The 25508-nt window shown below is 71.8% G+C and carries 28 protein-coding genes and 1 pseudogene; 15 read left to right on the top strand and 14 right to left on the bottom strand.

What is annotated here, in order from left to right:
• The first annotated feature begins 6 nt into the window (after positions 1-6).
• Entirely contained in the window at positions 7-813 is an 807-nt protein-coding gene (locus AB0L89_RS13655; RefSeq protein WP_365139294.1) for an alpha/beta fold hydrolase, read from the top strand.
• On the opposite strand, the gene AB0L89_RS13650 is transcribed toward AB0L89_RS13655, so the two are convergent.
• Together AB0L89_RS13650 and AB0L89_RS13645 are read right to left on the bottom strand one after the other, a co-directional pair.
• Positions 795-1181 (bottom strand): VOC family protein, encoded by a 387-nt coding sequence (locus AB0L89_RS13650; protein WP_365139291.1) that lies wholly within the window; start codon positions 1179-1181, stop codon positions 795-797. The two genes, AB0L89_RS13655 and AB0L89_RS13650, sit on opposite strands and share 19 nt — an antisense overlap.
• A 175-nt stretch (positions 1182-1356) precedes the next feature.
• Positions 1357-2409: an NAD(P)-dependent alcohol dehydrogenase gene (locus tag AB0L89_RS13645; RefSeq protein WP_365139288.1), complete on the bottom strand. Its 1053-nt coding sequence runs from the start codon at positions 2407-2409 to the stop codon at positions 1357-1359.
• Between the two features lie 117 nt (positions 2410-2526).
• Between AB0L89_RS13645 and AB0L89_RS13640 the strand changes: the two genes are divergently transcribed.
• Together AB0L89_RS13640 and AB0L89_RS13635 are read left to right on the top strand one after the other, a co-directional pair.
• Positions 2527-3465: a helix-turn-helix transcriptional regulator gene (locus AB0L89_RS13640; RefSeq protein ID WP_365139285.1), complete on the top strand. Its 939-nt coding sequence runs from the start codon at positions 2527-2529 to the stop codon at positions 3463-3465.
• Positions 3466-3599: 134 nt separating this feature from the next.
• Positions 3600-4022, top strand: a complete 423-nt coding sequence (locus AB0L89_RS13635; protein WP_365139283.1) for a helix-turn-helix transcriptional regulator — start codon at positions 3600-3602, stop codon at positions 4020-4022.
• A gap of 22 nt (positions 4023-4044) precedes the next feature.
• On the opposite strand, the gene AB0L89_RS13630 is transcribed toward AB0L89_RS13635, so the two are convergent.
• The 5 genes from AB0L89_RS13630 to AB0L89_RS13610 form a co-directional block, all read right to left on the bottom strand.
• A complete protein-coding gene (locus tag AB0L89_RS13630; RefSeq protein ID WP_365139280.1) occupies positions 4045-4653 on the bottom strand; it encodes an ATP-dependent Clp protease proteolytic subunit in 609 nt (202 codons plus the stop codon).
• A gap of 13 nt (positions 4654-4666) precedes the next feature.
• On the bottom strand, positions 4667-5323 hold the full coding sequence (locus tag AB0L89_RS13625) for an ATP-dependent Clp protease proteolytic subunit (RefSeq protein WP_365139277.1): 657 nt from the start codon (positions 5321-5323) through the stop codon (positions 4667-4669).
• A 45-nt stretch (positions 5324-5368) separates the two neighbouring features.
• Positions 5369-5809: a hypothetical protein gene (locus AB0L89_RS13620; RefSeq protein WP_365139274.1), complete on the bottom strand. Its 441-nt coding sequence runs from the start codon at positions 5807-5809 to the stop codon at positions 5369-5371.
• A 20-nt stretch (positions 5810-5829) separates the two neighbouring features.
• The gene (gene msrA / locus AB0L89_RS13615) at positions 5830-6492 is read right to left on the bottom strand and encodes a peptide-methionine (S)-S-oxide reductase MsrA (protein ID WP_365139271.1); all 663 of its coding nucleotides are present in this window, start codon (positions 6490-6492) and stop codon (positions 5830-5832) included.
• 117 nt (positions 6493-6609) lie between these two features.
• Positions 6610-7728: a hypothetical protein gene (locus tag AB0L89_RS13610; protein ID WP_365139268.1), complete on the bottom strand. Its 1119-nt coding sequence runs from the start codon at positions 7726-7728 to the stop codon at positions 6610-6612.
• A 101-nt stretch (positions 7729-7829) separates the two neighbouring features.
• On the opposite strand from AB0L89_RS13610, the gene AB0L89_RS13605 reads away from it, so the two are divergent.
• Positions 7830-8984: a cystathionine gamma-synthase gene (locus AB0L89_RS13605; RefSeq protein WP_365139265.1), complete on the top strand. Its 1155-nt coding sequence runs from the start codon at positions 7830-7832 to the stop codon at positions 8982-8984.
• Between the two features lie 3 nt (positions 8985-8987).
• Here the strand turns inward: AB0L89_RS13605 and AB0L89_RS13600 are convergent, their stop codons facing one another.
• The 3 genes from AB0L89_RS13600 to AB0L89_RS13590 form a co-directional block, all read right to left on the bottom strand.
• Entirely contained in the window at positions 8988-9239 is a 252-nt protein-coding gene (locus tag AB0L89_RS13600; protein ID WP_365139262.1) for a hypothetical protein, read from the bottom strand.
• On the bottom strand, positions 9236-9718 hold the full coding sequence (locus tag AB0L89_RS13595; protein ID WP_365139259.1) for a sigma factor-like helix-turn-helix DNA-binding protein: 483 nt from the start codon (positions 9716-9718) through the stop codon (positions 9236-9238). Before AB0L89_RS13595 ends, AB0L89_RS13600 begins: the two co-directional genes overlap by 4 nt.
• Before the next feature lie 64 nt (positions 9719-9782).
• On the bottom strand, positions 9783-10301 hold the full coding sequence (locus tag AB0L89_RS13590) for a MarR family transcriptional regulator (protein WP_055697689.1): 519 nt from the start codon (positions 10299-10301) through the stop codon (positions 9783-9785).
• A gap of 156 nt (positions 10302-10457) precedes the next feature.
• On the opposite strand from AB0L89_RS13590, the gene ilvA reads away from it, so the two are divergent.
• From ilvA to AB0L89_RS13575, 3 genes are all read left to right on the top strand, one after another.
• Entirely contained in the window at positions 10458-11687 is a 1230-nt protein-coding gene (gene ilvA, locus AB0L89_RS13585) for a threonine ammonia-lyase (RefSeq protein ID WP_365139256.1), read from the top strand.
• A 359-nt stretch (positions 11688-12046) separates the two neighbouring features.
• On the top strand, positions 12047-13072 hold the full coding sequence (locus AB0L89_RS13580) for an ATP-binding cassette domain-containing protein (protein WP_365139253.1): 1026 nt from the start codon (positions 12047-12049) through the stop codon (positions 13070-13072).
• On the top strand, positions 13069-13938 hold the full coding sequence (locus AB0L89_RS13575; protein ID WP_365139250.1) for an ABC transporter permease: 870 nt from the start codon (positions 13069-13071) through the stop codon (positions 13936-13938). Before AB0L89_RS13580 ends, AB0L89_RS13575 begins: the two co-directional genes overlap by 4 nt.
• Positions 13939-14007: 69 nt before the next feature.
• Here AB0L89_RS13575 and greA read toward each other — a convergent pair whose 3' ends face one another.
• Both greA and AB0L89_RS13565 read right to left on the bottom strand, forming a co-directional pair.
• The gene (greA, locus tag AB0L89_RS13570) at positions 14008-14505 is read right to left on the bottom strand and encodes a transcription elongation factor GreA (RefSeq protein ID WP_365139247.1); all 498 of its coding nucleotides are present in this window, start codon (positions 14503-14505) and stop codon (positions 14008-14010) included.
• A gap of 182 nt (positions 14506-14687) precedes the next feature.
• Positions 14688-15119: a DUF4307 domain-containing protein gene (locus AB0L89_RS13565; RefSeq protein WP_365139244.1), complete on the bottom strand. Its 432-nt coding sequence runs from the start codon at positions 15117-15119 to the stop codon at positions 14688-14690.
• 190 nt (positions 15120-15309) lie between these two features.
• Here AB0L89_RS13565 and mca point away from each other — a divergent pair, with 190 nt between their 5' ends.
• The 3 genes from mca (at position 15310) to AB0L89_RS13550 (ending at position 17219) form a co-directional block, all read left to right on the top strand.
• The gene (gene mca / locus AB0L89_RS13560) at positions 15310-16170 is read left to right on the top strand and encodes a mycothiol conjugate amidase Mca (protein ID WP_055697683.1); all 861 of its coding nucleotides are present in this window, start codon (positions 15310-15312) and stop codon (positions 16168-16170) included.
• 1 nt (position 16171) lies between these two features.
• Positions 16172-16411, top strand: coding sequence for a hypothetical protein (locus AB0L89_RS13555; protein ID WP_365139242.1), 240 nt, complete (start codon positions 16172-16174; stop codon positions 16409-16411).
• A 142-nt stretch (positions 16412-16553) separates the two neighbouring features.
• A complete protein-coding gene (locus tag AB0L89_RS13550) occupies positions 16554-17219 on the top strand; it encodes a pyridoxamine 5'-phosphate oxidase family protein (protein ID WP_365139239.1) in 666 nt (221 codons plus the stop codon).
• 26 nt (positions 17220-17245) lie between these two features.
• On the opposite strand, the gene AB0L89_RS13545 is transcribed toward AB0L89_RS13550, so the two are convergent.
• Positions 17246-20461 carry a tetratricopeptide repeat protein gene (locus AB0L89_RS13545; RefSeq protein WP_365139236.1) on the bottom strand — a complete coding sequence of 1072 codons (3216 nt, stop codon included), beginning with the start codon at positions 20459-20461 and terminating at the stop codon, positions 17246-17248.
• 299 nt (positions 20462-20760) lie between these two features.
• Between AB0L89_RS13545 and AB0L89_RS13540 the strand changes: the two genes are divergently transcribed.
• The 5 genes and pseudogenes from AB0L89_RS13540 (at position 20761) to AB0L89_RS13520 (ending at position 24030) form a co-directional block, all read left to right on the top strand.
• Positions 20761-21393, top strand: coding sequence for an ATP-binding cassette domain-containing protein (locus tag AB0L89_RS13540; protein WP_365139233.1), 633 nt, complete (start codon positions 20761-20763; stop codon positions 21391-21393).
• Entirely contained in the window at positions 21390-22940 is a 1551-nt protein-coding gene (locus AB0L89_RS13535; protein ID WP_365139230.1) for a hypothetical protein, read from the top strand. Before AB0L89_RS13540 ends, AB0L89_RS13535 begins: the two co-directional genes overlap by 4 nt.
• Positions 22941-23042: 102 nt before the next feature.
• Positions 23043-23198, top strand: a pseudogene (locus AB0L89_RS13530) (DUF255 domain-containing protein); the annotation flags it as partial.
• A gap of 47 nt (positions 23199-23245) precedes the next feature.
• The gene (locus AB0L89_RS13525) at positions 23246-23380 is read left to right on the top strand and encodes a hypothetical protein (RefSeq protein ID WP_365139227.1); all 135 of its coding nucleotides are present in this window, start codon (positions 23246-23248) and stop codon (positions 23378-23380) included.
• Positions 23381-23679: 299 nt separating this feature from the next.
• On the top strand, positions 23680-24030 hold the full coding sequence (locus AB0L89_RS13520; protein WP_365139224.1) for a hypothetical protein: 351 nt from the start codon (positions 23680-23682) through the stop codon (positions 24028-24030).
• Positions 24031-24957: 927 nt separating this feature from the next.
• On the opposite strand, the gene AB0L89_RS13515 is transcribed toward AB0L89_RS13520, so the two are convergent.
• Positions 24958-25491 carry a hypothetical protein gene (locus AB0L89_RS13515; RefSeq protein WP_365139221.1) on the bottom strand — a complete coding sequence of 178 codons (534 nt, stop codon included), beginning with the start codon at positions 25489-25491 and terminating at the stop codon, positions 24958-24960.
• Positions 25492-25508 lie beyond the last annotated feature (17 nt).

The following is a 25508-nucleotide window of genomic DNA, read 5'->3' as shown; positions in this document are numbered from 1 at the left end:
CCGGCCGTGCCCTTCGCGAAGGCAGCCGACGGCGCCGCGATCCACTATGAACTGCACGGATCCGGCGAGCCGTTGGTGCTCATCGCCGGGCAGTCCAACAACCACCACTGGTGGGACCCGGTGCGCGCCGACTTCGCCGCGCGCTTCACCGTCGTCGACGTCGACCACCGCGGCACCGGCGAGAGCGACCGCCCCGATACCGACACCTACAGCACGCCCGGCTTCGCCCGTGACGTGCTCGCCGTGCTCGACCACGCGGGCATCGGCCGCGCGCACGTCTACGGCACGTCGATGGGCGGCCGCATCGCGCAGTGGCTGGCCGCCGACCACCCGGAGCGGGTGGACCGCCTGGTCCTCGGCTGCACCTCGCCCGGCGGCCCGCACGGCGTCGAGCGCGGGCCCGCCGTCCGCAGGGCACTGACCGCGGCCGATCCGGACGCCGTGCGCCGCGCCCTGCTGGAGCTGATGTACACCCCGGCCTGGCTGGCCGAGCAGGAACGCGCCCACCCCGGGCGGGAGTTCCACACGCTGGGCGACGCGACCATGCCCGCGTACGCCCGCCGCCGCCATCTGCGGGCCAGCGCCCGCCACGACGCCTGGGACGCACTGGTACGGATCACGGCGCCGACTCTCGTCGTCCACGGCACGGACGACGCGTTCAACCCGACGGCGAACGCCCCGCTCATCGCCGCCCGCGTCCCGGACGCCAGGACCCTGCTGGTCCCCGGCGCCCGGCACGCGTACTTCGAGGAGCGCGCGGACCTCGCCACCGGGCCGGTGCTCGCGTTCCTGGCTCAGTCCCCGGAGCCGTAGGGCCTGGTGATGATCTCCAGGTTGTGGCCGTTCGGGTCCTCCCAGTACACGCCCCGCCCGCCGTCGTTCGTGTTGATCTCGTTGACGCGCCGGTGGTACGGGTCGGCCCAGTAGGTCAGGTCCCGCTCCTTGATGCGCCCGAAGATCGCGTCGAAGTCGTCCTCCGAGACGAGGAAGGCGTAGTGCTGCGCCGCGATCGGGCCGCCGTCGCTCTCGTAGTAGTCGAGGGTCACGCCGTTGGGGATCTCCACCGGGCTGAAGGGGCCGTACTGCGGTCCCACTTCGAGCCCCAGGATGTCCGCGAGGAACTGCGCGGACGCCTTGCTGTCCTTGGCGACGACGATCGTGTGGTTCAGCTCGATGGGCATCGTGCGACCTCCGGTTTGTCCGAACTACCGTTGTTCTGCGGTGACATGGACAACGTTAGGGGCGGACGTCCGGATGCCGTATCGGTCACGGGGTCCCACGTACTGAGCAATGCGGACTAGGCCCTGCGACCCAGTCGGGATCGCGCCACGCGCGGTGGCGCGAGGGCGCGACGGCTCAGATCGTCGCGGTGTCGATCACGAAGCGGTAGCGCACGTCGCTGGCCAGGACCCGCTCGTACGCCTCGTTGATCTGCTCGGCGCGGATCAGCTCGATCTCCGCGCCGAGCCCGTGCTCCGCACAGAAGTCCAGCATCTCCTGGGTCTCGCGGATGCCGCCGATGCCGGAGCCCGCCAGCGTCTTGCGGCACCCGATCACGGAGAACAGGTTGAGCGAGACCGGCTCCTCGGGCGCGCCGACGTTCACGAAGGCGCCGTCGGTGCGCAGCAGACCCAGGTACTTGTCCAGCGGCAGCGGCGCCGAGACCGTCGAGACGATCAGGTCGAAGGAGCCGGCGAGCGCCTCGAAGGTGGCCTCGTCGCCGGTCGCGTAGTAGTGGTCGGCGCCCAGCTGGAGGCCGTCGGCCTTCTTGCGCAGGGTCTGCGACAGGACGGTCACCTCGGCGCCCATGGCGTGCGCGATCTTGACGGCCATGTGGCCGAGACCGCCGAGGCCGACGATCGCGACCTTCTTGCCGGGGCCCGCGTTCCAGTGCGCGAGCGGGGAGTACGTCGTGATGCCGGCGCACAGCAGCGGCGCGGCCACGTCCAGCGAGAGCCCGTCGGGGATGCGGACGGTGAACGCCTCGTCCACGACGATGTGCGTGGAGTAACCGCCGTAGGTCGGCTCGCCGTCCTTGCCGAGGCCGTTGTAGGTGGGCACATTGCCCTTCAGGCAGTACTGCTCCAGGCCCGCCACGCAGTTCTCGCACTCGCGGCAGGAGTCGACCATGCAGCCGACGCCGACGCGGTCACCGACGGCGAACTTGGTGACACCGGGGCCGACCTCGGTGACGACACCGGCGATCTCGTGGCCCGGCACCATGGGGTAGATGCCCTCGCCCCAGCCGTCGCGGGCCTGGTGGATGTCGGAGTGGCAGATCCCGGCGTATTTGATGTCGATCAGGACGTCGGTCTCGCCGACGGCGCGGCGCGGCACGGTGGTGCGCTCCAGGGGCGCCTCGGGGGCGGGAGCGGCGTAGGCGGAAACGGTGGTGATCTGCTCAGTCATGCCATCGAGGCTGCCAGCGCGCCGGCACGTCACCCAGACACCCGCTTTGCCTACGACCACTGTGCCTACCACTGGCGGGGACAGGCTCACGGTCGTACGACCCCCGATACTGGACATATGGACGAGAACCCCGAGGCAGCGGCCCAGCCCCCGCAGGGCGCCCCCGGCGCCGACGGAGGCCGCCCCCTGGACAGCAGGGCCGAGCTCAGCGAGTTCCTGCGCACCCGCAGGGCGCGGCTCCAGCCCCAGGACGTCGGCCTGCCCGACTTCGGACGGCACCGCAGGGTGCCGGGGCTGCGCCGCGAAGAGCTGGCGCAGCTCGCGGGCGTCTCCGTCGCGTACTACACCCGGCTCGAACAGGGCAACGGCCGCAACGTCTCCGGCGAGGTCCTCGACGCCATCGCGCGCGCCCTGCGCCTGACCGACGCCGAGCACAACCACCTCACCCACCTCGCCAAGCCCAAGACGCTCAAGAAGAAGAAGTCCGCGCGCCCCCAGCCCATGCGGCCCGCGCTCCAGCAGCTCCTGGACTCCATCCACGACGTGCCCGCCTACGTGGTCGGCCGCCGCTCGGACATCCTCGGCTGGAACGCGCTCGCGGCGGCGCTCTTCGGCGACTGGGCCGAGCTCGCGCCCAAGGACCGCAACTGGGCGCGAATCTGCTTCCTCGACGAGCGCGCCCGCGACCTTTTCGTCGACTGGGAGCAGAAGGCGTCCGACATGGTCAGCTATCTGCGCATGGACGCGGGCTGCTACCCCAACGACCCGCAGCTGTCCTCACTGGTGGGCGAACTCTCCGTCAAGAGCGAGGAGTTCAGGAGCCTGTGGGCCACCCACGACGTGCGGGAGAAGGGCCACGGCAGCAAGCGGATGCGCCACCCGCTGGTGGGTGAGCTGACGCTGTCGTACGAGACGCTGCGGCTGCCCGACGACTGCGACCAGTCACTGGTCATGTACCACGCGGAGCCGGGCTCGGCGTCCGCGCAGGCGCTGCGGCTGCTGGCCAGCTGGGGGCGGGACGCCTCCTCGGTGGGGTCGGCCGCGAAGAAGAGCTGACGGCCGCGAAGCAGGGCTGTGACGGTCGCCGGGAGCGGCTGACGACCGCGGAGAGCGCCTGACGGCGGGGGATTTCGCGGGCGGCGGAACGCCGCGCGCTGCGCCGGCGGCCCTCCCGCTCCTAGGCTGAGGAAGTGACCAGCCACGAGCCGAACGAAGCCCGCGTCATTCCCCTGCGCCCGCTCAAGGCGGCGCCGATCCCCTCTCGCTCCCAGGAGGCCGAAGGCCCCCGGGAGACCCGGCAGGCCAAGGAACCGCTCTGGCGGGACGTCGTCGGCGACGTCCTGCGCCGTGAGCGCCTCGCCCAGGAGCGCACGCTCAAGGACGTGGCCGACGCCGCCCGGATCTCCATGCCCTACCTCTCCGAGCTGGAGCGCGGCCGCAAGGAGGGCTCCTCCGAGGTGCTCGCGGCCGCCGCCCACGCGCTCGGCCTGCGCCTGACGGACCTGCTGTCCCTGGCGCAGGGGCAGCTGGCCGGCCTCCCCCGTGCGAGGCCGGCCGGGACGTCCGGGGCGTCCCGGGCCGCGTACCAGGGCGAGGTGCGCCTGGCCGCCTGACCGCGGGTGCCCGTCGCCGCCCTCACGCCGCGACGGGCACCGCCCGCCTGCTCAGCACCTGGTCCGCGAGGCCGTACGCGACGGCCTCCTGCGCGGTGAAGACCTTGTCGCGGTCCATGTCGGCGCGGAGCGTGGCCACGTCGTGGTGCGTGTGGTGGGCGAGCACCTCCTCGACCTGCGAGCGGATCCGGAGCATCTCCTTGGCCTCCAGGCTGAGATCGGACACCGTGCCCTGCCGGCCGCGGCTCGCGGGCTGGCCGAGCAGCACGCGCGCGTGGTCGAGCACGAACCGCCGCCCCGGGTCGCCCCCGGCCAGCAGCACGGCCGCGGTGGAGGCGGCCTGGCCCACGCAGAACGTGGAGATCGGCGCGGTCACGAAGCTCATCGTGTCGTAGATCGCCATGAGCGAAGTGAACGATCCGCCGGGCGAGTTGATGTAGATGGCGACCTCGCGCTCGGGGGCGGAGGACTCCAGGTGCAGCAGCTGGGCGATGACGACGTTGGCGACGCCGTCGTCGATCTCGGTGCCGAGGAAGATGATGCGCTCGGACAGCAGCCGGCTGTAGATGTCGTAGGCGCGCTCGCCCTGCGGGGTGCGCTCGACGACGGTGGGAATGGTGTACTGGCTCATCGCTGACAACCCCTCAGATACCCAGTCCGATACGGCGCTTCGACCCGGCGGGCCGCACGTCCTCCAGTGACTCGACGACCCGGTCGACCATGCCGTACTCCCTGGCCTGCTCTGCCGTGAACCAGCGGTCGCGGTCGCCGTCGTGCGAGATCGTCTCCTGGCTCTGCCCGGTGTGCTCGGCGGTGATCCGCTCGATGGCCCGCTTGGTGAACTCCAGGTTCTCCGCCTGGATGGCGATGTCGGCGGTGGTGCCGCCGATGCCGGCCGACGGCTGATGCATCATGATCCGCGCGTTGGGCAGCGCGAACCGCTTGCCGCGCGTGCCCACGCTCAGCAGGAACTGGCCCATGCTCGCGGCGAATCCCATGGCGAGGGTGGCGACGTCGTTCGGGATGAGCCGCATGGTGTCGTAGATGGCGAGCCCGGCCGTCACGGACCCGCCGGGGCTGTTGATGTACAGGCTGATGTCCGTCTTCGGGTCCTCCGCGGACAGCAGCAGCATCTGCGCGCACACGCGGTTGGCGGACACCTCGTCGACCTGCGTCCCGAGGAACACGATCCGCTGGTTGAGCAGTTGCGCGGCGAGATGGTCGTCGAACCGCGACGGAGCGGTCTCCCCGTCCTCACCCCGCGGCCGCGCCGCGTCCCACCCACTGCCGAGCACCGTCATGACGCCTCCTCGAAGTCCGGCGGCCGTCGGGGCCGCGCTGTGACTTCACTGTTGCCCGGAGGGGGCGGCGTTGTCAGAGATCTCTGCCGGTGGCAGATTCGCCGAGGGCAGAGCGGTACGGAACTCCTCGCCCAGCCACTGGAGGACCGCCGACGTGAGCCCCTCGGGCTCGTAGTCGGTGAGCGGGAACGCGACCCGGTGGACGGTGACCGTGGTGTGCGCCGGGGCGTGCCGGGACTCGACGGCGGGCGCGGCCAGGGCCACCCCGTGCCGCAGCCGGTCCGCCTCCTCAGGGGTGATGCGCCAGCCCGTGCGGTCGGCGGGCGGATGGGTGAGGACGGGGGAGGCGTCCAGCCACACGTGCGCGCTGATCCGGTCGGCGCCCTCGGGGGCCTCCGTGCCCGTCGAGACCGAGGCGGTGAGGTCCACGGCGATGCCCCAGGCACCGCGCCGCAGGCGGTACCTGGTCGTCCGGGGCTCGCTCACCCGCTCAGCCGCCCACCCGCTCAGCCCTCGGCCCGCGCCACCCCGATCGGGCAGGAGACGCCGGTGCCGCCGATGCCGCAGTAGCCGTCGGGGTTCTTGTCCAAGTATTGCTGGTGGTAGGCCTCGGCGGGCCAGAACGTGCGGTCGTCGGCCGGGAGGACCGTCGTCGTGATCGTGCCGTGGCCGGAGGCCGTGAGGACCTTCTGGTAGGCGTCGCGGGAGGCCTCGGCGGCGGCCTGCTGGGCGGGGGAGTGGGTGTAGAGCGCCGAGCGGTACTGCGTGCCGACGTCGTTGCCCTGGCGGAAGCCCTGCGTGGGGTCGTGGGACTCCCAGAAGAGCTTCAGGAGCTGCTCGTAGGTGACCTTCGACGGGTCGAAGACGACGCGGACGGCCTCCGTGTGGCCGGTCTGGCCGGAGCAGACCTCTTCGTAGGAGGGGTTCTCGGTGAAGCCGCCCTGGTAGCCGACGTACGTCGTCCAGACGCCGTCCGCCTGCCAGAACTTGCGCTCCGCGCCCCAGAAGCAGCCCAGCGCGAAGTCCGCGACCTCCAGGCCCTCCGGGTAGGGGCCGAGCAGGGCGTTGCCGAGGACCGTGTGGCGCGAGGGGACCTCGAATTCCGGGGTCGCCCGGCCCTTCAGGGCCTGCTCGGGGGTGGGGAGCTCGGGCGTGCGGCCGAAGATCATGTCGGTCTCTCCTCGTGCGTGACAGGGGTCTGTCGGGTCAACGTACGGAGAGGTCGTGGCATTCCGTACGCACGGCCGGGGCGGGCCGGGGCCGCCCGGTGCGGCGCGCGGGGCGGCTCAGTGCGAGAGCGTCGCCGGGCTGCCGCCGTTCGCCTCGTACCCCGCGACCGCCAGCGCGCGGTACACCGCGTAGACCTCGGCGGGGTCCTCGGACAGGGTCCAGGGCAGCGCGCCGACGTGGCCGTCGACGCGCACCAGCTGGTTCATGGCCTCCGCCCAGCGCTCGCTGCGGACCAGGAAGAAGACCAGGAGGTGGCGGACGTGCGCCAGCATCGGGTCGTCCGCGCGCGCGGAGTGCACCGCGAACAGCGCGCCCTCGACGGCCTTGGTGACGACCTCGCTCTCGTAGAACCCCCGGACCAGGTTGACCTCGGGCAGGTGCTCGTGGACGGCGAAGAGCGGGAGCGCGGCGAGCAGCGAGCCCCGGGGTGCGCGGGCGGCGGCGGCCTCCGTGAAGCCGTACGCCAGGTCGCGCGAGCCGTGCCACTTCTCGCACCAGTAGTGCAGCGCGGCCAGATGCGCGCCCATGTGCGCGGGCGCGCGGTCCAGGATCTTCAGCCACAGCTGCTCGAACTCCTCGCGGGAGTACGCCAGTCCGCGCGCGATGGAGAGCTCGATGATGTACGGCACCGGGTCGCCGGGGGAGAGCAGCGCGGCCTGCGCGCAGGCCTCCCTGGCCTCCTCCAGGATGATCCGGAACTCGTCCGTGCCCTGCGTGGCGGTGCGCCACGCCTGCTGGACGAGGAACTCCGCGTGCACCGCGGCGCCGCCCGCGTCCTTGGGCGCCTCGGCACGCCAGACCCGCAGCCACTGCCCGCCGGGGTTGTCGCCGACGCCGCCGGGCCGCCGGGCCAGCTCCAGCGAGGCCGCGCCCGCGAAGGCCTGCACGCGCTGCCAGCGCAGCTCGCCGTGCGTCTCCGTGCCCGCGAGGAGCTGCGAGGCGGCCTTCCACTCCTGGGTGCGCTGGACCAGGTCGAGCACTTCGAGGAGATCCGCGTCCGGTCCGGGCATGCGGATGTCCAGCTCCTCCTGGCGCAGGAAGCCGTAGTCCGCGGGGTCCGCGGCGTCCGGCGAGCCCGGTGCGACCTGCCGGATTCCGCCGCGCCTGCGCAGCAGTACGGGCCCCAGGACCGCACCGATCATGATCACCGCGAACAGGAACCAGAGAATCTCCATGACACAAGCGAACCAGACGCGTCCGACAATTGGCCAACCTGGCCGGACGTACCCGTACCGACCCGGCGGAAGCCCCCGCGCGCGCACTACGCTCAGGCCGCATGAGTGACTCGCACAGCACGCAGAATTTCGAGACCGTGGCGATCCACGCCGGGAACACCGCCGACCCCCTCACCGGCGCCGTCGTCCCGCCCATCTATCAGGTCTCGACCTACAAGCAGGACGGTGTCGGCGGACTGCGCGGCGGCTATGAGTACAGCCGTAGCGCGAACCCGACCAGGACCGCCCTGGAGGAGAACCTGGCCGCGCTGGAGGGCGGCCGCCGCGGCCTGGCCTTCGCCTCCGGCCTCGCCGCCGAGGACTGCCTTCTCCGTACGCTGCTCGCCCCCGGCGACCACGTGGTCATCCCCAACGACGCGTACGGCGGCACCTTCCGGCTGTTCGCCAAGGTCGTCTCGCGGTGGGGCGTGGAGTGGTCGGTGGCCGACACCTCCGACCCGGAGTCGGTGCGGGCCGCGCTGACCGACCGTACGAAGGCCATCTGGGTGGAGACCCCCTCCAACCCGCTGCTCGGCATCACCGACATCGCCGCCGTCGCGCAGATCGCCCGCGAGGCCGGCGCGCGCCTCGTGGTCGACAACACCTTCGCCAGCCCCTACCTCCAGCAGCCGCTCGCGCTCGGCGCGGACGTCGTCGTGCACTCCATGACGAAGTACATGGGCGGTCACTCGGACGTGGTCGGCGGCGCGCTCGTCGTGGGCGACGACGCCCTCGGCGAGGAGCTCGCGTACCACCAGAACGCGATGGGTGCCGTCGCGGGGCCCTTCGACTCCTGGCTGGTGCTGCGCGGCATCAAGACCCTCGCGGTCCGCATGGACCGGCACAGCGAGAACGCCGGCAAGGTCACCGAGATGCTGACCCGGCACGCGCGCGTGACGCGCGTCCTGTACCCGGGCCTTCCGGAGCACCCCGGTCACGAGATCGCCGCCAAGCAGATGCGCGCCTTCGGCGGCATGGTGTCGTTCCAGGTGGAGGGCGGCGAGGAGGCGGCCGTCGAGGTCTGCAACCGCGCCAAGCTGTTCACCCTGGGCGAGTCCCTGGGCGGCGTCGAGTCGCTGATCGAGCACCCGGGCCGCATGACGCACGCCTCGGTGGCGGGCTCGGCCCTGGAGGTCCCCGCGGACCTGGTGCGCCTGTCGGTCGGCATCGAGTCGGCGGACGACCTCGTCGCCGACCTTCAGCAGGCGCTGGGCTAGCCGCTACCAGCGCGTGAGGGGTGGGGTCGTGTCGGACGGCGGCTCCACCCACGGCCGGGCGACCGACGCCCACACGAGGAACGCCACCGCGGCCGCGAACAGCAGCGTCCAGCAGACCCGCCGCACCGCCGTGCGGCGCCGCAGCATCCGGCCGCCCCGCCGCACCGCGTCGTCGCACAGCTCGGGCGGCACCGCGGGCGCCGTGCCCTCCAGCAGGCGGCGCACGGCGCTCTCCTTGCGCTCGTACTGACTCATGAGGGCGCCGCCCCGCTCAGCGCGCGGGCCGGCGCGGGGCCGCGCGGCGGGTGCAGGACCGTCGCCATGGCGCGGGCGCAGATCGCGGAGACCCGCTCGGCGGGCAGGCCGAGCAGCGCGGCCGTCTGTTCCTCGGCCACGCCCTCGTACATGCGCAGCACGAGAATCAGCCGCTCCTGCGGGCCGAGCCGCTCCAGGACCCCGCCGTGGCCGCGGCGGCGGCGCCAGGCCGCGCGCGCGAAGCGGACGGCGACCTGTTGGCGGGCGCGGTCGTAGGGGTCCTCGCCGCGCAGCCGGTCCCAGGTCGCGTACGTGTGCGCGAGCGCCGCGGTCAGCAGGGCACGCGCGCGTGGGTTGTCGTCCGGGGGCTCGGCCGTGAGCAGTGTGGTGGCATGCAGGAGCCGCCCTGCCGCGCCCGCGACGAATGCCTCGAACTCCCGGGCACGGCGGGCGCTCTGGAGCGCCTGCCGTTCTCGCACCGTGCCTCCCGGCCGGAAGGAAGGGGGATCCCGGTCTCATATGAGGCCAGACGCGGGGCCGGGGTCAAGACTCCGGAGTGGCCGAAACCTCTCCACCGGGCGCCGTCTGCGACGTCTGCCGTGCCGAGAGGGCGGAATTGAAGCGTGTGAGGAGCGCACAGAAGCTCTCGCGCTCCTCGGGGGCCCAGTCCTGCGTCAACTCGGCCATCAGCTCGCGGCGCGAGGAGCGCACCTCGTCGAGCCTGGCCTGCCCGCGCGGCGAGAGCTGGAGCACCACGGCACGGCCGTCCTCGGGGTGCGAGGTGCGTTTGACGAGTCCCGTGTCGACCAGCGGGGCGACCTGCCGGGTGACTGTGGAGGAGTCGATGCCCATGCTTGCCGCGAGCGCCTTGACGCCCATCGGGCCTTCCTTGTCCAGGCGGTTGAGCAGCAGATATGCGGCGCGGTCCATGGAGTTGCGGACCTGTCCTACGCCGCCGAGGCGGGTCTGTTCCGCGCGGCGGGCGAACACCGCCACCTGGTGCTGCAGGCTGTCGAGAAGGCCGGGTTCACTGGCGGTCGTCATGTCCGGAGTTGTGGGCATGGCCGGGGGCTCACTTCATGCGAGGGCAATGGATTGGGGGACAGGGTACGCGGACACGGCGCAGACCGTACCTGCGCTGCGCAAACCTACGGGGAGAACGGTCTCGTCCCTTGGGCATCCCCTGAGGACTCCGGCGACGGCTGCGAGACTGCCGTCATGAGCTACCCCATGCGTGACTCCTTGCCGGCGGTGACCCTCGACGACGTGCGGGGCGCGCAGAAGATCCTCTCCGGAGTGGCCAGGATGACGGCGATGGAGGGCAGCAGGCACCTGTCGCAGCTGGTCGGGGCGCCGGTGCACCTGAAGTGCGAGAACCTCCAGCGGACCGGCTCGTTCAAGCTCCGCGGCGCCTACGTGCGGATCGCGGGCCTGCTCCCCGAGGAGCGCGCGGCCGGTGTCGTGGCCGCCAGCGCGGGCAACCACGCGCAGGGCGTGGCGCTGGCCTCCGCACTGCTCGGCGTGCGCTCCACGGTGTTCATGCCGGCCGGGGCGCCGCTGCCCAAGGTCGCGGCGACGCGGGACTACGGCGCGCAGGTGAGGCTGCACGGCCAGGTCGTCGACGAGACGCTGGCCGCCGCCGAGGAGTACGCGCGCGAGACGGGCGCGGTGTTCATCCACCCCTTCGACCACCCGGACATCATCGCGGGGCAGGGCACGGTCGGCCTGGAGATCCTGGAGCAGTGCCCGGAGGTGCGGACCCTGGTCGTGGGCGTCGGGGGCGGCGGCCTGGCGGCGGGCATCGCGGTCGCGGTCAAGGCGCTGCGTCCGGACGTGCGGGTGGTCGGCGTGCAGGCGGCGGGCGCCGCGGCCTACCCGCCCTCGCTGGCCGCCGGGCACCCGGTGTCGATCGTCAGCCCCGCGACGATGGCCGACGGCATCAAGGTGGGGCGCCCCGGAGACGTACCGTTTCAGCTGGTCGAGGAGCTGGTCGACGACGTCGTCACGGTCTCCGAGGACGAGCTGTCCAGCGCGCTGCTGCTCTGCCTGGAGCGGGCCAAGATGGTCGTCGAGCCCGCCGGCGCGAGCCCGGTCGCCGCGCTGCTGGGCGACCCGCGGGCGTTCGAGGGCCCGGTCGTGGCGCTGCTGTCCGGCGGCAACGTGGACCCGCTCCTGATCCAGCGGATCCTGCGGCACGGCATGGCGGCGGCGGGCCGCTACCTCTCGCTGCGGCTGCGCCTGACGGACCGCCCCGGGGCGCTGGCCACGCTGCTCGCGGTGCTCTCGACGGTCGACGCCAACGTCCTGGACGTGAGCCATGTGCGCACCGACCCGCGGCTGGGGCTCGCGGAGGCGGAGGTCGAGCTGCACCTGGAGACGAAGGGCCCCGCGCACTGCGTCGAGGTGAGCGCGGCGCTGCGGGACGCGGGCTACACCGTCATCGGCTGACCCGAGGCGGGCCGGGGCGGGCCGGGGCGGTCCGAGGCGGTACGAGGCGGTACGGGCCGGTTCGGGACGGTCCGGGGCGGTCCGAAGGAGGCCGAGGGGAGGCCGCCCGAGGAGAGGCCGTCCGAGGGGAGGCCGAGGGGTCCGGAGCCGCCGGCGGCGATCATCGGTCGCCTCCAAGCGGTCGTAGACGTCTACGACCGCTCGTTCTCGATCGTCCGAAAAAACCTCGGGAAAAATGGATGAGCAGACGCGATGTATCGCGTTATGGTGTGTCGCATGCCACCGGTCGCCGGGCGTGCGAAGTCCGGCAAATCTAAGATTTTGCCCAGGAAGTCACCCAAAACACTGGGAGAACCCACATGCCAGGCGCCATCTACGCCGAAGGCCTGGTGAAGACCTTCGGCGACGTAAGGGCTCTGGACGGCGTCGATCTGGACGTCCCGGAGGGCACCGTGCTCGGCCTCCTCGGGCCGAACGGCGCGGGGAAGACCACCGCGGTCCGCTGCCTGACGACCCTCCTCGCCCCGGACAGCGGGAAGGCGGTCGTCGCGGGCATCGACGTGCTCAAGCACCCGAACGAGGTGCGGCGCTCGATCGGCCTGTCCGGTCAGTTCGCCGCCGTGGACGAGTATCTGACGGGCCGTGAGAACCTCCAGATGGTCGGCCAGCTGTACCAGATGCGGGCCAAGGAGGCGAAGGCCAGGGCGGGTGAACTGCTCGACCGGTTCAACCTCGCCGACGCCGCGGACCGCCCCTCCAAGACGTACTCGGGAGGCATGCGCCGCCGCCTCGACCTCGCGGCCGCCCTCGTCGTCTCGCCGCCCGTGATGTTCATGGACGAGCCGACCACCGGCCTCGACCCGCGCAACCGCCAGCAGCTCTGGGAGGTCATCCAGGAGCTCGTCTCGGGCGGCACCACCCTGCTCCTCACCACGCAGTACCTCGAAGAGGCCGACCACCTGGCGCACGACATCTGCGTCGTCGACCACGGCCGCGTCATCGCCCGCGGCACCTCCGACCAGCTCAAGGCCCAGACCGGCGGCGAGCGCGTCGAGGTCGTCGTGCACGACCGCGACCGCATCCCCGCCGCCTCCGAGGTGCTGCGCGGCTTCGGCAAGGGCGAGGTGGCCGTCGCCGAGCACACCCGCAAGCTGACCGTGCCGGTCACCGGCGGCGCCAAGCTGCTCGCCGAGGTCATCCGCGAGCTGGACGCCCGCGGCATCGAGATCGACGACATCGGCCTGCGCCGCCCGACCCTCGACGACGTGTTCATCTCCCTCACCGGCCACGTCGCCGAGCAGGCGGACGACGGCGAGGCAGAGGGCGACGGCGCGGGCGCGGGGGCCGCGTCGCAGCAGCAGCGCACGAAGGAGGCCGACAAGTGAGCACCGTCTCCGACACCGTCCGCACGGCGGCACCCAGGCCCGCCGGCGGCATCGGCCAGTCCGTCAGGGACTCCCTGGTCGTCGCCAAGCGCAACCTCATCCGGATGACCAGGATCCCCGAGATGATCCTCTTCGGGATCATCCAGCCGGTGATGTTCGTGGTCCTGTTCACGTACGTCTTCGGCGGCTCCATCAACATCCCGGGGGCGCCCTCGGGCAGCGCGAGCGCCTACAAGGAATTCCTGATGGCGGGCATCTTCGCGCAGACCGTCACCTTCGCGACCGCCGGCGCGGGAGCCGGAATCGCCGACGACATGCACAAGGGCCTCATCGACCGCTTCCGCTCGCTGCCCATGGCGCGCGGCGCGGTCCTCACCGGCCGCACCATCGCCGACCTGGTGCAGACGGCCGTGACGCTGGCCGTGCTGGCCGTGGTCGCGCTGATCGTCGGCTGGCGTGCGCACGAGAACATCGGCAAGGTGCTGGCCGGCTTCGCCCTGCTCCTGCTGCTCGGTTACGCGTTCACCTGGATCGGCGCCCTGATCGGCCTGTCCGTGCGGACCCCGGAGGCGGCGACCTCGGGCGGCCTGATCTGGCTGTTCCCGCTGACGTTCATCTCGAACGCGTTCGTCCCGGTCGACGGCATGCCGAAGTTCCTTCAGTACGTCGCCGAATGGAACCCCTTCAGTGCCACGGTGGCCGCGGCCCGCGAGCTGTTCGGCAACACGATCGAGGGAGTCCCGAAGTCGGTGACCGGCGCCTGGCCGATGGAGCACCCCGTCTGGGCCTCGCTGATCTGGTCCGTCGTGATCATCGTGGTGTTCCGGACGCTCGCGGTGCGCAAGTACCGCTCGGCGACGGCCTGACGGACATGCGAAAGGGCCCCGGCACACACGGTGCCGGGGCCCTTTCGCGGCCGAAGCGGAAAGCGGGCGTCAGCCCACGTACGGCTTGGCCTCGAGGATCTTGACGGAGGCGAACTTGCCGTTCGGCAGCTCGTACTCCGCGTTCTCGCCGATCTTCTTGCCGTTCACGCCGGTGCCCAGCGGGGACTGCGGCGAATACGTCTCGATGTCGTCGCTCGCGTACTCACGGGAGGCGAGCAGGAAGGTCGTGGTGTCGTCCTCGTCGCCGTCGAAGGCGATGGTCACGACCATGCCGGGCTCCACGACACCGTCGTCGGCGGGGGCCTCGCCGACCCGTGCGGTCTCCAGGAGCTGGGTCAGCTGGCGGACGCGGAGCTCCTGCTTGCCCTGCTCCTCCTTGGCCGCGTGGTACCCGCCGTTCTCGCGCAGGTCGCCCTCCTCACGCGCGGCCGCGATCTTCGCTGCGATCTCGGTGCGCGCGGGACCAGACAGGTACTCAAGCTCGTCCTTGAGCTTGTTGTACGCCTCCTGGGTCAGCCAGGTGACGTTCTCGCTGGTCTGGGTCACAGGTGCTCCTCGTAGGTACTGGGAATACAAAGCATCGCCCTACCCAGAAGGATGTTCCCTCACGGGTGGGCGAAACCACGAGCCTAACAATTCAGGCGCGGAAGGGGGAGGACATAAGCCATCAGATTTGCGTCAACGCAGGTGAGCGCGGTAAAGCCGTCACGGCCTCCGGGACCGCGGGGTCAGTCGGAGTGACAGCCCAGCAGCTCGACGCTGGTGGCCTTCGCCGTCGTACGCAGGGTGACGACCTTGTCGATACGGCTCTTGTCCTGGTCGAAGCGGAAGTCCGCGCGGCCGACCTCGGCGCCGGACTCGGCCTGCGAGCGCAGGGTGCAGTAGCCCTTGGCGCCGGCGTCCTTGCGCACTTCGAGGTGCGCCTCGACGGAGCTGTCCGAGACGACGTCGAACTTGATGACCTCGGCGCTGAGCTTCGCGCCGTTGATGTAGTCGTAGCCGAACCAGCCGACGACGCCCAGCAGGAGCACGCCGAGCACGGAGCCGACGATCTTCAGCTTGCGGTCCGCGGCCTCGTCGGCCGTGCGCGAGCGGCCGTACCGGCCCTCGGGAATGCCGCCGGGCTGCCCCTCGGGGAGCTTCGAGCCCACCGCCGCCATGATCGTCCTCCAGGAACAGGGGATGCCGGAATTTTCCGCCCCCCGGTTCCGTCACTATAGAAGCCTCCCGCCCGCCGCAGACCGCCGCCCCTCAACGACGTTCCCGCGGGACGGCACCAACTTCATGGCGTCAATGCACACAGGACGCCCGATTACCGAGGATCGAGTCTTGACTGAGCAGCTGCGACTGATGGCCGTTCACGCCCACCCCGACGACGAGTCGAGCAAGGGCGCGGCCACCATGGCCAAGTATGTGTCCGAGGGGGTGGACGTCCTCGTCGTGACCTGCACGGGCGGGGAGCGTGGCGACATCCTCAACCCCAAGCTCCAGGGTGACACCTACATCCAGGAGCACATCCACGAGGTGCGCAAGAAGGAGATGGACGAGGCGCGCGAGATCCTCGGCGTCAAGCAGGAGTGGCTGGGCTTCGTCGACTCGGGGCTGCCCGAGGGCGATCCGCTGCCGCCGCTGCCCGAGGGCTGCTTCGCCCTGGAGGACGTCGACAAGGCGGCCGGTGAGCTGGTCCGCCAGATCCGTTCGTTCCGGCCGCAGGTCATCACGACGTACGACGAGAACGGCGGGTACCCGCACCCCGACCACATCATGACCCACAAGATCACGATGGTGGCCTTCGAGGGCGCGGCGGACGCAGAGAAGTACCCCGAGAGCGAGTTCGGCCCGGTCTTCCAGCCGCAGAAGCTCTACTACAACCAGGGCTTCAACCGCCCGCGCACCGAGGCGCTGCACCACGCCATGATCGAGCGCGGCATGGAGTCGCCGTACGGGGACTGGCTCAAGCGCTGGGACGAGTTCGAGCGGGTCGAGCGCACGCTGACCACGCACGTGCCGTGCGCCGACTTCTATGAGATCCGCGACAAGGCGCTGATCGCGCACGCCACGCAGATCGACCCCGAGGGCGGCTGGTTCCGGGTGCCGATGGAGCTCCAGAAGGAGGTCTGGCCCACGGAGGAGTACGAGCTCGCGAAGTCGCTCGTCGATACTTCCCTCCCCGAGGACGACCTCTTTGCGGGCATCCGCGACAATGCCTAGCGTGAACGTACATCTGGCAATGACGCATCTCGTCCCTCTTGCCAAGGAGGTCGACGACGACAAGGTGACCCCCGGCGTGCTGGGCTTCATCGTCTTCGCTGTGATGGCCCTGGCCGTCTGGGGCCTGATGAAGTCCATGAACCGGCACATGGGGAAGGTCGACTTCAAGGAGAAGGAGCCGGTCGGCGCGGCGGCCGGTGAGGACACCGCTGCCGCGAAGAAGACGTCCGGCGGCTCCTGAGCCGCTCCTGAGCCATGGGGACGGCCCCTGACGGGGGTCGTCCTCCGTTGACCGGGTGCCGGTGCGCCCAGCGGGTGGGCTCGTACGCGCCGCGGCGCCGTGGTCCGCGCCTACCGGTGGACCGCCGCTTAGCGTGAGGGCCATGCCACCCGCCGCACGCACCACGGCGCAGCGCTACCCAGAGCGGGTCACCCACGACCGCGACGCCGCCTACGCAGTCCTGGACGAGGCGCTCGCGGTCCATGTCGGCTTCGCCACCGACGACGGTCCGGTCGTCATCCCCACCCTCCACATGCGTGAGGGCGACCGACTGCTCCTGCACGGTTCCGCCTTCGGCCGTTTCATGACGGCCGCCGCCGCGGGCGCCCCCTTGTGCGTGACGGCCACGCTGATCGACGGCGTCATCCTGGGCCGCGCCTCCTCCCACCACTCGGCCGCCTACCGGTCGGTGATGGTCTTCGGGCAGGCCTCCCCGATCGAGGACGCGCACGAACGCGCCGAGGCGCTGGCCCGCGTCGTGGAGAGCGTCGTCCCCGGGCGGCTCTCCGGCCCCCACGCGGCCCGCAGGCCGAGTGTGGCGGAGGCGCACTACACCGCCGTGCTCACCCTGCCCATCGAGGAGTTCTCGATGAAGGTGCGCGCCGGCTTCGCACGGGACGAGCCCAAGGACGACGGGGTCGAGGCCTGGGCCGGGCACATCCCGCTCACCACGACGGCCGGGACCCCGGTCCCCGACGCCCTCACCGGCACGCGCTTCCCCGCCCCCGTCTACGACCCGTCGGTCCACCGCTTCCGTCAGGACCGCTGACCGCTCCGCCTGCACGGGCCGCCCCCTCAGGCCGCGGGCACCGGGACCCCCATCACCTCCCGCGCGTGGCGGTTGGGGACCATGCCGAGGCGCCAGGCCTGCCAGCCCGCCTCCAGGTCGGCGCCGCGCTCCAGGAGCAGGGCGTACGCCTGGACGTACTCGGCGAGCTTGCCGTCGCGGGTCGGGTGGTCCTCGCGGGCCAGCTGGGCCAGCTCCTCCTGGGCGACCGCCGTGCCGATCTCCCAGCCGCCGGGCGACGCGTACGGCAGCAGGGTGCAGCGCAGGAAGCGGGCCCAGTCGCCGCCGCGGCGGTCCTCGTACGAGGCGAACAGGGCGATGGCCTCGTCGCACAGGGTGAGCGCCTGCTGGGTGCGGGTGTTGCCGGCGTCCACGACCACCAGCTCCAGGCACGTCCAGGCCTCGCCGTGCGCGACGCCGATCCGCTGGAAGTCGGCGCGGGCGTCCACCAGGAGCTGGCGGGCGAAGCCGGAGTTGCGCAGCGAGCCCGTCTGGGCGGCGCGCTGGTCGCGGGTCACGCGCGCGGAGTGGTGGCGCGCGCACGCCAGGCCGTACACGTCCCGCATCCGGGAGAACATCGTCCGTGCCCGCTCCAGGTCCCGCACCGCCTCGTCGAGGTTGCCGGTCTCCTCCAGGGCCTGGCCGAGGTAGTACAGGGACCAGGCCTCGCCGCGCGCGTCCTCGTTGTCGCGGTGCCGCGAGACCGCCTGGCGCAGGCCGTCGACCGCGGGCGACGGATCGCCGTCCACCAGCCGCGCCCGCGCCAGCTGCGTCATCGCCCAGGCCTCGCCGCGCGGGTCACGGGTGCGGCCGTACAGGTCGAGGGCCGCGCGCAGCTCGCCCTCCGCGCGCGGTACGTCGCCCTTGCGCAGGCAGAGCTGGCCGAGCTGGAAGTGCGTCCACGCCTCGCCGTGCACCGAGCCGCTGCGGTGGTGCAGCTCCAGCGCCGTGGTCAGCATCTCCAGGGCGTGCGCGAGGTGCGCGCGGTCGCGCTCGACGGCCGCGAGCGCGTGCAGCGTCCAGGCGCGGTCGCCCGCGAGCTCGTCGGCGGCCTGCAGGTCGAGCGCCTCGGTGAGCCGGGCCGCGGCCTCCGTCAGGTTGCCCTGGTGGTGCAGCGTGATGCCGAGGGAGCCGAGCGCGCGGGCGGCGGCCGCGTCCTGGTGGGCCTCGAAGTAGAGGTCGACCACCGAGTTCAGCGTCGTGCGCGACTGGTCGAGTTCGCCGAGCTGGCGGGCCGCGATGCCCGTGCGCCACTGCACGCTGCGGCCCAGCAGGCCCTGGTCGATGGCCTGCGTCAGTTCGTTGATCTCGCCCAGGCGGTAGAGGTCGCCGCGCAGCAGGCAGTAGTCGCACAGCGCGCCCAGGAGGTTGAGCACGGCCTGCTGGTCGACGCCCTCCGCGTGCCGCAGCGCCGCCGTGATGAACGTCGACTCGTCGTCCAGCCAGCGCAGCGCCGCGTCCAGGGAGGCGAAGCCGTGCTGCCCGAACTGGTCGGCGCGCGTGGACGTCTTGCCGTCGACCAGCCGGATCACCGTGTCGGCCAGCTCGCCGTAGCTCGCGATGAGGCGCTCCTGCGCTGCGGTCCGCTCGGCGGGCTCCTCCTCGTCAAGGAGCCGGGCCTGGGCGAAGGACCGGACGAGGTCGTGCAGCCGGTGACGGCCGCCCCGCAGCTCGTCGACCAGGCCCGCGCGGGAGAGCGCGGACAGTTGGCGGGCCGCCTCGTGCTCGTCGGTGGCGAGCAGCGCGGCGGCCGCCGCCGCGCCCAGCGAGGCGCGCCCGGCCAGCGCGAGCCGCCGCAGCAGCCGCCGGGCCGTTTCTGACTGGTCGGTGTAGCGCAGCCACAGGACGCGTTCGACGGGGCCGACCTTCTCGGTGGGGCCGTACGCGGAGAGGTCGGTGGCCAGCTCCCGCGGCGTCCGCGGACCGAGCGAGGAGCCCGCGGCGCGCAGCGCCAGCGGCAGGCCGCCGCACAACTGCCGCACCGCGTCGGCCGATTCGGCGTCGTAGGGCCCGGAGAGGTCCTCGGCGCTGGCGCGCAGCAGCTCCTCGGCGCCCGCCTCGTCCAGGGCCTCGACCGGCAGCATGTGCACCCAGGCCGGCAGGTCCGCGGGCAGTTCGAGGGGCTCCCGGGCGGTGACGACGACGAGGCTGTCGGAGCGCTCGGGGATCAGCGTGCGGACCTGCTCGGCGTCGCTCGCGTCGTCGAGCACGATCGTCACGGCGAGGCCCGTCAGGTACTGGCTGTACAGCTCGCTGAGCCGCTTGACCTGCTGCTCCTGCGAGGAGCGCTCCCGGAAGAGGAGCTGCTCGCGCGGGGCGCCCAACCGATTCAGCAGATGCAGCAGGGCGTCGCGCGTGGACAGCGGGCTCTCCTGCGGGGCGTCGCCGCGCAGGTCCACCACGCACGCGCCGCGGAACTGGTCGCGCAGGTCGTGCGCGGCCCGCACCGCGAGCGAGGTCCGCCCCGAGCCGGGCACGCCGTGCAGCACGACGACCGTGGGCCGGGTGTCGGTGCTGGCGCGCGCCGCGTGCACCCACTGCGCGATCCGTCCGAGCTCGGCCCTGCGGCCGGCGAACGGTCCGGTGTTCTCCGGGAGTTGGGCGAAGGACTGCTCCAGCACGGAGCGCCGCCGCGCCGCCGCGCTCTTGTCCGTGCCGCGCAGCTGGGGCGCGGCCTGCTTCGCCGTCCGGGTGCCGGTCGAGGCGGCGAGGAGGCGCTGCTGGTCGAGGAAGGGCCGGATGCCGCGCACTTCGAGCGCCGTCAGCCATTGCAGCCGCAGCTGCTCGGGCCCGCCCGGCTGGCTGAGCGCCCCCGCGCGGCGGCTGGCGGCGGGCACGTGGGAGGCCGTCACCTTCACGACGGTGGCCGCCGCGCCCGCCACGGCGACGACCGCGCCGGTGCCCAGGGCCGTGCCGACGCTCGTGCCGAACGACAGGTCGGAGACGCCGGCGGCGACGGCGGCAACCACCGCCACCAGCAGGGGAGTTCCCGCTCCCTCGCGTGCGTAGCGCTGTCCGAAGGTGAGGTGGCCGGCCTGCGCGTCGTCGAGCGCGTGGGTGTACGCGCCGTACTCCTCGTCGGCCGTCTGCGCCATGGCGTCCAGGGCGCCGCGCGCCCGCGAGAGCAGTACGCCGCCGTCGACGCGGCCGCCCGAACGCCGGACCTCCTCCTCCACGGCCCGTGCCAACAGCCGCTCGGCCTCGGCCCGATGGCTGTCCCGCATATGGGTTCCCCCTCCGAGAGCAACAGTTGCCTGCACTTCACAAGTGTCCTGCGTACAGGGCCCGGAAGCGAGGGCGGCGGCGGATCGGTGACCTTCCGCTCCGGCGCAGGCCGGAATAACACCCTCCGGAATCCGCCGTCAGCCACCGCGTTCCACGAGAAGGCCACCTGGGCTACGCTCGCGGAGATCCGCCTGATGGCGCGGATCGCGGGTCTGGAGGAGGCGGACGTCAACGGGTCGTACGCGGGAGAGCCCTACGGCGCGCGCTCGCGGGAGACGCTCGTCGTCCTGGAGCGCCCGTGAGCGAGGTGCCCGCGATCGCCGCGCAGGACGCCACGGTCGTCCTGGACGGGACCACTCTGCTGGCGCCGACGACGTTCGCGGTGATGCCCGGCGAGTTCTGGTGCCTCACCGGCAGCAACGGCTCCGGCAAGACGACCCTCCTGCGGGCCTTCCTGGGGAGCCGGCGGCTGACGGACGGTGCCGTCCTGGTGCAGGGCGAGCGCGTCGACCTGGCCCGGCCCCGGCACCGGCGGCTCGTGGCCTCGCTCGTCGAACCGGTGCCCGTCGCGCGCGACATGACGCTGCGCGAGCAGGTGACCCTCGTGGCCGCCTCCTGGTACGGCAACACCACGACGACCGCCGAGCGCGCCGAGGAGGTCATCGACCGGCTCGGCCTCTCCGCCTTGGGCGAGCGGTTTCCCTCGCAGCTCTCCTCCGGCCAGCTCCAGTTGTTCAGCCTCGCCCTGACCCTGGTCCGCCCCGCCGACGTCGTCCTGCTCGACGAGCCCGAGCGGCACCTCGACACCGACCGCGTCGACCTCGTCGCCGAACTGCTCGTCGAGCGCGCCGAGGAGGGCACCTCGTTCCTCGTCGCCACCCATGAGGCCGCCGTGGTGGAAGCCTGCGACGGCGTCATGGAGCTGGGATGACGACGGACAGCATCACCGCCGTCGAGGCCGATCCCAGGGCGCGCGTCCACGCCGTACGCCACCGGTACGCCCACCGCGGCGACCGCGCCACGGTGCACGACCGGGCGTACACCATCTACCTCACCGCCATCCTCGCCTTCGTCTATGTGGCGCCGGTCGTCCACCTGGTGAGGACCTCGCGGGCGCTCGTCTCCCTGGAGTCCGCCGAGGCGGCGACGCCCGTGGTGTGCCTGTTCGCGGCGGCGGTCGTCTGGGGCGCCCAGCTGGCCGGCCGGTTCTGGGGACCGCTGGTGCTCAAGCCGTTCCTGCTGCACGTGTTCATGTCCACGGACCTGTCCCCGACGCACTACCTCGGCACGATCGCCCGCCGCCGTCTCGCCTACGCGGGACTCGGCACGCTCCTCGCGGTGTGCACGACGACGTTCCTCGTGACCGACCTGTTCGACGACGCGGGCAGCGCGCTCGTACCGCCGGGCGTGGCGGGCGTGGTGGGCATCGGCGCCGTCGCCTCCGTGGCGTGGCTGTGGGGCCAGGTCAGGGAGGTGCGGGAGAACCTCCTGCTCGCCTCCGGCGTGGCCGCCGCGGCCGTCGTCGTGGCGCTGCTCGGCCGCTCCGCCCTCCTGGGCGGGGGCGGCCTGTGGCTGGTCGCGGGGGTGCTCGCGGTCGCGGCCGTGCTGCTCGGCCGGTCCGCCTTCCGGTCGGTCCGCACGGTCGATCTCGCCCGGCTGGCCCGCGAGTCGGCGCGCGCCGCCGAGGCCCAGACCTTCGCCTGGACCGGCACGCTCCACCACGCGCTCGACCTGTACCGCCCGCAGCCGCGCGGGCTCACCTCGGCTCTCGTACGCCCGGACGGCCGCCTGCGCGGCCACCTCGCGCAAGGGGCGGTCCGCGCCCTGCGCACGCGGGGCCGCGCGATCGCGGCCGTGGCGTTCCTGCTGGGCGGCGGCGCCGCCCTGACGCTCGGCGTCGCGGAGCCGGACGCCCGGCTCGCGACGTTCTCCTGGGTGGTCGGCGCGGCCGCCGTGTACTGGGGGTCCGGGTGGGTCGGCGAGACCTGGCGCGGCCTGCGCGACGAGCTGACCCTGGCCCCGCTGTTCGGCGAGTGGTGGGGCGGGATGCTCGCGCGCACCCTGGCCTGGCCGGTCGTCGCGGTGGTGGCCGCGGTGAGCCTCGCGAGCGGGGTCACGGCCGCGACCCGGTGGCCACTGGAGGACGGCAGGGCGGCCGAGGCCCTGCTGCTCGCCGCGGGGTCGGTGGTCCTCGTGCTCGGCGCCAGGTTCCTGCGCGAGATGAAGATGAACCTGCCCGTCGAACTGCTGCTGCCCGTCATCACGCCGCTTGGCGACCTCTCCGGACTCCGGGTCTTCGTGTGGCAGTTCGACGGACTCGTCGTCGTGCTGGTCGGCGTCCTCGTGATGAACGAGATGCCGACCGCGCTCGGCGGGCTGCTGGTCGCGCTGGGCGCGGCCGCCTGGTGCGTCCGGGCGGGCCTGCGCCGGACCGGCTGGGCGCGCCGGGCGCTGTTCACCCGCCTCGGCCGGGTGTAGCGGCGCCCCGGCACCGAAACGGCGGGGCCGCCACCGCCCCGCCCCGGGCCGCCGGGCGACGGGCTCACGTGCGTGCGCGCGGCGGCAGGGCAGGATGGGCACATGCCGAACCGACTGGCCCATGAGACGTCCCCCTACCTCCTCCAGCACGCCGACAACCCCGTCGACTGGTGGCCCTGGTCGACCGAGGCCTTCGAGGAGGCACGCGAGCGCGGGGTGCCGGTGCTGCTGAGCGTCGGCTACAGGAGCGGTCACTGGTGGCAGTGAACTTGTTGAACCCATAAGAGCCGAACAGGCGTGACGCCATGGGCACCAGCAGTGACGAACTCGATGTGAGGATCGATGTCTTGGTGCAGGAGCAGCTCGCCGCATCACCCGCCTGGTTCAAGGAGAAGTGGGACACCATCATGGCGATCTTGGAGCCAGGTGGCTCCTCCTGAGTGCAAGGGATGCATCCCGGTCCCGCCCTTGGTGGACCTGGAGGGTCTAGGCGCTGGGCGACGATCGTAAGCCGGCGATCACGGTCGCGTACGCGACTCAGCCACAGCCGTGAACGACCTCTTCGCAATTCTCGGGGTTCTCAACTCATCGGCGGTCTGTTTCTGGCTGAAGCAGGCCAACGCCACCACAGGGGCCGACGGGCTCGATACCCCCCTGCCTGGTCAAGAATGTGCCCGGCCCTACCTCTTCGCGGCAGCTTCCCTCTCACGCCTCCCCTTGCCGGGCGGCACGTCACCGGATGACCGCACTTCAGGAGGAACTGGACTGGGACGTCTACGGCGCCTACGGGCTGCTGTCCGCTGATGAGTGGACTCGTCTGACCACCGTCCCCGGCGCCGAGTTGCCGCCGCTCCCGCCGGGCGAGCGTGCCTTCGAAATCGTGCTGGCACGCAAGGTCGCCGACGGTACGGCCTCGTCGTCCTGGTTCCAGAGGCTGTCCTGGTTCGAGAATCAGGGAGTTACACCGGTCACCGACGTCCCGAACCACTGGCCGACCACCTACCGGGACGTCGTGCAGGCCAGGGTCGACGCCATCGAGCCCGGGCATACGATCGCCCTCGTGGAACGTCCGGAGTACAAGCGGCGGTGACTGTCGGACCCATGGGCGAGGCGTGAGGAATCAGCGCTGCGTTCCTGGTTGCTCGACCACTGTAAGGACGAACGCCTGTGGTTTGAGCTCCGGGGGGCCCAGCACCCTCGCCCCAAGACGATCGATCAGCTCGCGCGGGACTTCGGAGACGACGCCGACGTCACTGCCGGCAGCATCGACCATGGCTGTTCCGTTGCGGCACACACTGATGAGCTGCCCGACCGTTGCGCCTCCGGGGCCGACGCCAGCCCGCTGGCGTACGTTCCGACCCTGACCGGAGTGAAGTCCTTCGCGTCGAGCGAGAGCTGAGCGCACCAGACTGCTCGTCCAGTTCCCTGCCGAGCGTGCTCGGCAGGGAACTGGAGAAGCGAGTAGGGGGTAATTCGGATAGTCATCGTGCGTGGAGTGCAAATTGGGCACATAGGGGAAGGGGCCTGAGTACGCTCGCCCGAGCCGAAGTTCAACGGGCCGATTCGATCGAGTGGCACCCGACCGGTATGTCGACGTTCTCCAGAGTCCTGGCCAGCCCGATGCACGTGGGAGTGTCCGATGAGGGAGGACACCCAGCGGCAGGGGAAACCCCATGACTTTGAGGACGCGCTGCTGATTGCCAAGGCGGTGTTGGCTTCCTGCGCGCAAGGGCTAGGACGACTGCACTGCGAAGTGCGGCCGCTATGTAGGTGGTGAACCCGTACGCCGGGGAAGCTGTCGCCCACACCCAGCCCACCGGCTCCGGCTGCATCCCGGCCCACGCGCCCAAGTACGGCTCGGCCAAGCTGCCCATCAAACTGGCCGACGGATGGACCTGGACCCCTGACCTGGACGAATCTCCCGGGCTCGAGCCGGGCGCTCGTTGACTGTACGGCGGAGTTCGGCTCGCACCCCGCGGGCGGAGATGTCGTACGCGCGCCTGGCGAGGGCCTGGTGCTACCGCTCCGTGCGGCGCAGGAACTGCCAGCCCAGTACGGCCAGGGCGAGCGTCTGACCGAGGGAAGCGAGCATGAGCACGGGCTGAACGACGGGAGAGCACCAGAACGCGGTCGTGCAGACCATGGGCAGGACCAGGTACGCGAACAGATCCACCGCAGTCTGAAGCCGCTTGCGCATGGTGCGGCCCGCGACGTTGCGGTGGTAGATCTCCCAGCCGAACACTGCGCCGTGGGCGGAGGTGAGTTCCCCCAGGCGTGGCCCCAACCGGTCGCGGACGTAGCAGCCGATCGCCGAGATCTTCTCGTCGTTGACCAGATAGGTCCAGCCCAGGATCAGACAGATCGCGGGGACGGATAGCAGCAGTCGGAACTGTCCGCGCTGGGCAGTGATCGCCACGACCGCGGTGGCTGCGGCGAGCGTGAAGTAGAGCAGGTTGTCGCGGAACCCTATGCGGGTCTTCTGTTCCTCCTTGAGGCGGTCGTACTCGGCCAGCAGGATCTTGCTCTCGGTGATGTCATCCGTGGAGGTCACAGGCACCCCTATGCTCG

It is taken from the genome of Streptomyces sp. NPDC052114 (genome assembly GCF_040680155.1).
GTDB lineage: Bacteria > Actinomycetota > Actinomycetes > Streptomycetales > Streptomycetaceae > Streptomyces.
Note: the sequence above shows the minus strand (reverse complement) of the source record. Positions and strands in the feature narration are given on the sequence as shown.

Coding starts and splice junctions, on each gene's coding strand:
- AB0L89_RS13605 (WP_365139265.1), top strand. CDS start 7,830: ATGAGTGACTCGCACAGCACGCAGAATTTCGAGACCGTGGCGATCCAC.
- AB0L89_RS13630 (WP_365139280.1), bottom strand. CDS start 4,653: ATGAGCCAGTACACCATTCCCACCGTCGTCGAGCGCACCCCGCAGGGC.
- ilvA (WP_365139256.1), top strand. CDS start 10,458: ATGAGCTACCCCATGCGTGACTCCTTGCCGGCGGTGACCCTCGACGAC.
- AB0L89_RS13640 (WP_365139285.1), top strand. CDS start 2,527: ATGGACGAGAACCCCGAGGCAGCGGCCCAGCCCCCGCAGGGCGCCCCC.
- AB0L89_RS13645 (WP_365139288.1), bottom strand. CDS start 2,409: ATGACTGAGCAGATCACCACCGTTTCCGCCTACGCCGCTCCCGCCCCC.
- AB0L89_RS13550 (WP_365139239.1), top strand. CDS start 16,554: ATGCCACCCGCCGCACGCACCACGGCGCAGCGCTACCCAGAGCGGGTC.
- msrA (WP_365139271.1), bottom strand. CDS start 6,492: ATGATCTTCGGCCGCACGCCCGAGCTCCCCACCCCCGAGCAGGCCCTG.
- AB0L89_RS13580 (WP_365139253.1), top strand. CDS start 12,047: ATGCCAGGCGCCATCTACGCCGAAGGCCTGGTGAAGACCTTCGGCGAC.
- AB0L89_RS13625 (WP_365139277.1), bottom strand. CDS start 5,323: ATGACGGTGCTCGGCAGTGGGTGGGACGCGGCGCGGCCGCGGGGTGAG.
- AB0L89_RS13590 (WP_055697689.1), bottom strand. CDS start 10,301: ATGCCCACAACTCCGGACATGACGACCGCCAGTGAACCCGGCCTTCTC.
- mca (WP_055697683.1), top strand. CDS start 15,310: ATGGCCGTTCACGCCCACCCCGACGACGAGTCGAGCAAGGGCGCGGCC.
- AB0L89_RS13610 (WP_365139268.1), bottom strand. CDS start 7,728: ATGGAGATTCTCTGGTTCCTGTTCGCGGTGATCATGATCGGTGCGGTC.
- AB0L89_RS13535 (WP_365139230.1), top strand. CDS start 21,390: ATGACGACGGACAGCATCACCGCCGTCGAGGCCGATCCCAGGGCGCGC.
- AB0L89_RS13600 (WP_365139262.1), bottom strand. CDS start 9,239: ATGAGTCAGTACGAGCGCAAGGAGAGCGCCGTGCGCCGCCTGCTGGAG.
- AB0L89_RS13520 (WP_365139224.1), top strand. CDS start 23,680: ATGACCGCACTTCAGGAGGAACTGGACTGGGACGTCTACGGCGCCTAC.
- AB0L89_RS13545 (WP_365139236.1), bottom strand. CDS start 20,461: ATGCGGGACAGCCATCGGGCCGAGGCCGAGCGGCTGTTGGCACGGGCC.
- AB0L89_RS13650 (WP_365139291.1), bottom strand. CDS start 1,181: ATGCCCATCGAGCTGAACCACACGATCGTCGTCGCCAAGGACAGCAAG.
- AB0L89_RS13525 (WP_365139227.1), top strand. CDS start 23,246: ATGGGCACCAGCAGTGACGAACTCGATGTGAGGATCGATGTCTTGGTG.
- AB0L89_RS13565 (WP_365139244.1), bottom strand. CDS start 15,119: ATGGCGGCGGTGGGCTCGAAGCTCCCCGAGGGGCAGCCCGGCGGCATT.